This is a genomic window from Pseudorhodobacter antarcticus (assembly GCF_900110135.1).
Classification (GTDB): Bacteria; Pseudomonadota; Alphaproteobacteria; order Rhodobacterales; family Rhodobacteraceae; genus Pseudorhodobacter; species Pseudorhodobacter antarcticus.
This window is the reverse complement of record NZ_FOCO01000084.1, coordinates 1-5,860: the sequence shown is the minus strand read 5'-3', so window position 1 is coordinate 5,860 and position 5,860 is coordinate 1. Positions and strand designations below refer to the sequence as shown.

Annotated in this window: 5 protein-coding genes and 2 pseudogenes; 6 read left to right on the top strand and 1 reads right to left on the bottom strand. The window is 57.4% G+C overall.

The genetic code is table 11. From position 1 onward, the window contains the following. Positions 1–428: 428 nt before the first annotated feature. The 5 genes and pseudogenes from BMY36_RS20850 to BMY36_RS18645 all read left to right on the top strand — a co-directional run. Positions 429–530: pseudogene (locus BMY36_RS20850) on the top strand (hypothetical protein); the annotation flags it as partial. Positions 531–554: 24 nt separating this feature from the next. Further along, on the top strand, positions 555–812 hold the full coding sequence (locus BMY36_RS18655; RefSeq protein ID WP_269430802.1) for an ATP-binding domain-containing protein: 258 nt from the start codon (positions 555–557) through the stop codon (positions 810–812). Positions 813–1,541: 729 nt separating this feature from the next. After that, on the top strand, positions 1,542–1,874 hold the full coding sequence (locus BMY36_RS19725) for a helix-turn-helix domain-containing protein (RefSeq protein WP_244888703.1): 333 nt from the start codon (positions 1,542–1,544) through the stop codon (positions 1,872–1,874). Between the two features lie 137 nt (positions 1,875–2,011). Further along, positions 2,012–3,376, top strand: a complete 1,365-nt coding sequence (locus BMY36_RS18650; protein WP_050518359.1) for a selenium-binding family protein — start codon at positions 2,012–2,014, stop codon at positions 3,374–3,376. A 59-nt stretch (positions 3,377–3,435) separates the two neighbouring features. Next, on the top strand, positions 3,436–3,789 hold the full coding sequence (locus BMY36_RS18645) for a 2Fe-2S iron-sulfur cluster-binding protein (RefSeq protein WP_050518358.1): 354 nt from the start codon (positions 3,436–3,438) through the stop codon (positions 3,787–3,789). Between the two features lie 427 nt (positions 3,790–4,216). Here the strand turns inward: BMY36_RS18645 and BMY36_RS18635 are convergent, their stop codons facing one another. Continuing rightward, a complete protein-coding gene (locus BMY36_RS18635; RefSeq protein WP_050518356.1) occupies positions 4,217–5,404 on the bottom strand; it encodes a hydantoinase/carbamoylase family amidase in 1,188 nt (395 codons plus the stop codon). 311 nt (positions 5,405–5,715) lie between these two features. On the opposite strand from BMY36_RS18635, the pseudogene BMY36_RS21040 reads away from it, so the two are divergent. Next, a pseudogene (locus BMY36_RS21040) lies at positions 5,716–5,860 on the top strand (IS110 family transposase); the annotation flags it as partial.

The following is a 5,860-nucleotide window of genomic DNA, read 5'->3' as shown; positions in this document are numbered from 1 at the left end:
GTGCGCCGCGCAATCTCGCGAATGGGCATCTTGTCGCGCAGCGCCCATGTCCTGATAACCTTCAAAAATCCCATCTCGATCACTCCATATGCCCCCAACTGGTTTAAGCTGGGGTAAGGTTGCACATGGGTCAGTTCTCAGTGACAATTTTGGTAGTTGCCGGGTCAATTCTCAGTGGCAATTAACACACCGCCATCCAGCCGGAGTCTGGTTGGGGGGCGAACCTGTCCATGAAATGACGGTGTTCTCGCCCGGCAACGACCAGATGACCATTTCGCTGCTGCTCTATCCCGACCGCGCTCCAGCGCGTTGGGAAATGGCCGAGCTGGAGGAAGAGACGACCCTCGACACCTTCGACAAGTTCATGGACGGCATGGCGGGCTGATTAGCCGTCGCGTTGATCTTTTGCGACCGACCCGACCTTCGCGCCAGGCGACAAGGTCATGCAGATCGAGAATGATTACGACAAGGAGGTCTACAACGGCGACATCGGCTACGTTGAAGGTGTCGATCTCAACGAGGGAGAACTGACCGCCAGTTTCGACGGTCGGACCGTGAGCTACCTGTTCGGGGAACTCGACACGCTGGTGTTGGCCTACGCCGCGACGATCCACAAAAGCCAGGGGTCCGAATATCCGGCTGTCGTCATCCCGGTCCTGACGCAGCACTACGCAATGCTGCAGCGCAACCTACGCTATACTGGGAACACCCGTGGCAAGCGCCTGGTGGTGATTGTCGGCCAGCGAAAGGCAGTGGCAATCGCCGTGAAAAACGTGTCAGGACGACGGCGGTGGTCCAAGCTGGATGAGTGACTTGGACGCCCTCCGGCAGCTGCGCGCCACATCATGGAATGAGTCCTGGCTGAGCGACGCGAAAGGGCGTATTCCGTTGAAAAACTCCGCTACGCGAAAATCGCCTCGGAAAATTGGAACGCTGTTCTCACCATGGGGCATTTTTCAAACGCAGCTTCCAAAAGGGCTCTTTTGCGGGAATACGTTCTGGTGATCAGGCCCTTTCGAGTGAGGCGCCGAGTTTTTCGACAGAATGGGCGGAGAGCCACCGTTCGCCGCGCCTGCAAACAAAATGGGCAATCCAAAGAAAGCGGACGCTCAGGGCCGCGCCCGAGAATTCTTTGGGATTCAAACGCAGCGAGAGGCAACTTCGAGCCCATTATTGCAAAGCAAGCAGTTCCAGACCCCGGCAGATGCAGAAAAATTTTCCGTAAAAAGGCGGCCAACAGGTGCCGCCCGAAATTCCACTGAGTTGCTGAGACGCCGCCCGTCAATCCAACCGTGCGCTACGGGCGTAAATACACCAGCAGGTCCAACTCATGTTTCGCAGAAGGTAATCTAACGCTGAGGACATCAAGGATTTGAGCGCGCTCACGTGTCAGAGGGCATCCTTTTAGCCAGACGCCATCTCCTTGAACATCTGGAAGGGGCGGCAGAGATCGGACGCGCACCAAGATTTCCCTTGCGTCAACGCCATTCAAGGGACCATCATTCAAGACAGTCACCCTAATCGCGAGACTTGCCGTGCATTTGGACCACCTCATTGCAATTCTGGAGATCATTGCCATTGCCGGTCGCGGGCTGACTGCGGCAGAGGTGCAGAAGGCAAATGAATTGCCGCGCCCCACCTGCTACCGGCTGCTGCCGAGAGTTTCCAAGAGGAGATCCTCGACGACACGCTCAGCGCCTGCACTAAATACACAGAAGGATGGCTCAAGGCCTAATTCGCAAGGATTTATGGGTGTCTCAAGCGTCGCTGTCCCGGTGCTGATCGGTCATATCAGGGCATCGTTCGGCGTCGGCGCGGTGGGTCCTGTCCACCGCTTAGAGGCGACCTATCGCAAAAGATTGGTGAAGAATTGATACAGGTTGCCGCGAAGATTAGCGCTGCGATCCGACCGTGCAACGTGGCGCAGATGCAAGAAACCAACATTCCACTGCTTAAACCCATGGAAAAAAGAGGAAACCAGCCACCGCATCAACATTAGAGGAGGAATGACATGGCTGAGAACAACGGAAGCTGCTGTGCAGGGCCGGGATATGCGTCGCCACAAGAGGCGATCAAGGCTCCGCGTGAGAAAGTTGTCTACACGATCTGCATCTATACCGGGACCGGGATCGAGAAACCAGATTACATGGCCACTATCGACGTTGACGAGGAGAGCCCAACCTACGGTACGGTAATTCATCGAACCGAAATGCCGGTCATCGGGGATGAGTTGCACCACATGGGCTGGAACGCTTGTTCATCGTGCAACACCGATGGAAGCATGGAGCGTAAGTATCTGATCATCCCGGGCGTGCGCACCACCAATTTCTACATCGTCGATACCGCCACCGATCCGCGCAAGCCAACGCTGTTCAAGACCATCGACGGGGACGAGATCAAGACCAAGACCAACCTGTCTGCCCCGCACACAGTGCATTGTCTCGGAGCTGACATCATCGTGTCGATGCTGGGCGATGCCGATGGTAACGGACCCGGCGGGTTCCTTCATCTGGACAAGGACTTCAACATCATTGGGCGCTGGGAAAAAGACTTGGGCGACATGAAGTACAACTACGACTTCTGGTATCAGCCGCGCCATAATATGATGATCTCGACTGAATGGGCCTCGCCCAACACCTTCATGCCGGGCTTTGACCTCGAAGACGTGGCGCGGGGCAAATACGGCCAGCACGTCCATTTCTGGGACTTCAAAAACCGCAAGGTAGAACAGTCCATCGACCTCGGCGAGGAGGGTATGATTCCGCTGGAGGCCCGGTTCCACCACGATCCCGACAGCACCCATGGCTTTGTCGGCGCGGCGCTGGCGTCGAACATCTTTCATTTCCACAAGGACAACGGCAAGATCGAGATCAACAAGATCATTGATGTGCCCCCGGTGGATGTCGAGGGATTTCCGGTTCCGATGCCGAGCCTGATCACCGATATTCTGGTGTCGATGGACGACAAGTATCTTTACTTCTCGAACTGGCTGCACGGGGATCTGAGGCAGTACGATATCTCCGATCCGTTCAATCCAAAACTGACCGGCCAGGTCTGGATCGGCGGATTGCTGGGCAAGGCGCATGAGGTGAACGGACGCGCCGTCGATGGTGCGCCGCAGATGATCCAGTTGTCGCTCGACGGCAAGCGACTTTACGTCACGACGTCGCTTTTCTCGACCTGGGACAACCAGTTCTACCCTTCGATGAAGGACAAGGGCGGAATCATGCTGATCGTGGATTGCGATAATGAAAACGGTGGCATGAAAATTCGTGACGACTTTATCATCGACTTCAACGAAGAGCCGCACGGGCCCGCGCGAGCGCATGAAACACGCTATCCCGGCGGAGACTGTTCGTCCGACATCTGGGTCTGACCGCTCTCCCTCAGCTTTCCCGACCCCTCGGGGCCGGGACTCATCTGCAAGGACGAGACATGCGCAAGCATACAGTGACGCTGCGAAACCGCGGCAGCGTGTCTTTCGAGGTTGGCGAGGATGAGCCAATCATCGACGTGGTGGAGGCGGCGGGACATGTCTTGCCGATCGCCTGCCGGTACGGGGGCTGCATCACATGCGCGGCTAGGATGATTTCAGGTTCGGTCCGCCAGCCAAAGGGCACGGCGTTGAACAAGCGGCAGTCCGAAGACGGTTACGTCCTGCTCTGCGTGGCCCGGCCGAACGAGGACTGCGTCTTCGACGTGGGTGTCGAAAGCCACAAAGGGCTCTACCTCAACCCATTTGCCAGCCCTACTGCCGCCGGACAACTGGCGCGAGCGCGCAACAAATGACGTCATGGCCGGACACCAGCGTCGGCGCACGCACCGGATGTGGCACGCATTTGCTGCTCGTCGGGCTCATCCTTCTTGGGTGGGCTTTTGCCCTGGCTCGACTGCTGACGATCGACACGCCCGGAAGCCGCGTTGCAGCAAAGGTCTTCCCGGTGCATGTCGGCTATGGACCGATATTTTAAGACCCATTTTTCGGCCGCCTCCGGACCGGACGTTGGTGCGCGCTGCAGCATCGGAGATTCAGGGCTCTGACCCGCCATTAGCTGCACCTTGTTCGAAGGTCCGCACTGGGCCGTTCACATCGATTATTCGGTTTCCAGGTCACTCAGTCAGCGGCTCGCTACGACATAACGCAACTCCACTATCGTCCAACCTATGGACGGTCGAAACTTTCACGCGAGCCCAAGCGTCTTAGCTTCACGGCAAACTAACCTTGAACTCCAACAGCTTGGGCCAACACGCTTAGGCCGACCACCAGATCAGCTTCATCGGTGTCTTCCTCGAACGCATGGCTGATCCCGCCGATCGACGGCACAAAAAGCATGGCCACCGGCATAAGGCGGGCCACATTGGTCGCGTCATGCAGCGCGCCTGATGGCATTTGGCGCCAGCGATCCGGCGCGAGAACCTCGGCCGCAGCCTCCAGTCTTGCGCGCAAAGTGGCGTCCATCGGGGTTGGGTCCAGTGACAAAATTGGCCCGATTTCGACCGCGAGGCCCATTTCGGATGCCACCTTTTTCAGCGTCGCTTTGATTACTGCCTGCATCCGCCCCAGTCGGTCCTTGTCCCCGTCGCGCCATTGCATCGAAAATCTTACCTGGCCCGGAACGATAGAAGAGGCATTGGGTGCAACCACCACATGGCCAATGGTCCAAACCGATTGCGGCGTGACGACATTGCGCAACCGGTCGTTCAGACGCGCGTTGAAGGTGGACAGCCCCTGAAAGGCATCCCGCCGCAGCGCCATCGGCGTTGTGCCCGCATGATTCTGCTGCCCCGTCAGCGTCAGCATCATTTCGCGGTAGCCAACGATATCAGTGACCACGCCGATTTGTTCGCCAGCAGTATCCAGCGTCGGCCCTTGTTCGATATGCAATTCGATAAATCCAGTGAACTGCGAGGGGTCCACATCACCGCCAACACGATCCCCCAACAGACTCCGCGCCTCAGAAAGCGACACCCCGTCAGAGTCCTTCACAACATCCGCCTCGGTCAAAGGTAACAGGCCTGACCATACGGCCGACCCGGTGGTTCCGCCAAATCGTCCCTCTTCATCCTGAAACGACACGACTGAAATTGCAGGTCCGCCCGCCGCACGCGACGCCCGCGCAATTTCCAGCGCGGCAATCACTCCCAGCGCCCCGTCCAGCCAGCCGCCGGTCGGCTGCGTGTCAGAATGTGAACCGAGCAACAGGGAGGGCGCCGGGGCGAGGCCAAAAAGATTGCCCATTACGTCGAAATGCACGGCCAATCCCGCCTCGGCCATCCGTCCTGCCAGCCAGTCGCGCGCAGCAATGTCGGGTGCGGAATAGGCCGGGCGGATCACGCCTGTGCCCTGCGCGCCAAAGCTGCGGAGGGCGTGAAGATCAGATAGAAAACGAGAGGCATCAATCACGGCATTCTCACTGTCACGAGGATCTGGGCAAGTTTAGAGGCTGGCCAGTGGATTGAGAAGCCCGGAATGAAGCCGCGATGGAATGAACGGGGGTCAAATGGTCGGTTGTTCTGCTTGTCTTATGAAGGTCCCAGCTTTTGTGCGAAACAAGAGCCACAGACAAGCATTTTGAAATGCTTGTCTGTGGTGGTGGTTGGATCGTTTAGAGCTTGGTCTTTGAGGACCGTATCAGAGTAAGATCAACCACCACCTTCGCCACAGGCCTGAACGGATACAGAGCGGCACGAAGCCCTCTAGGACAAGCATAGGATATGACGAAGATGCCCGATGATACCATTGGTATAGATATTTCCAAAGCCACTTTAGACATTCACCGGCTGAGCGACGGGAAGATGATGTCGTTTAGCAATTGCCCTGCAGGATTTAAGGCGCTTTCCAAGTTCTGCGCACAGACGA

Coding starts and splice junctions, on each gene's coding strand:
- BMY36_RS18650 (WP_050518359.1), top strand. CDS start 2,012: ATGGCTGAGAACAACGGAAGCTGCTGTGCAGGGCCGGGATATGCGTCG.
- BMY36_RS18645 (WP_050518358.1), top strand. CDS start 3,436: ATGCGCAAGCATACAGTGACGCTGCGAAACCGCGGCAGCGTGTCTTTC.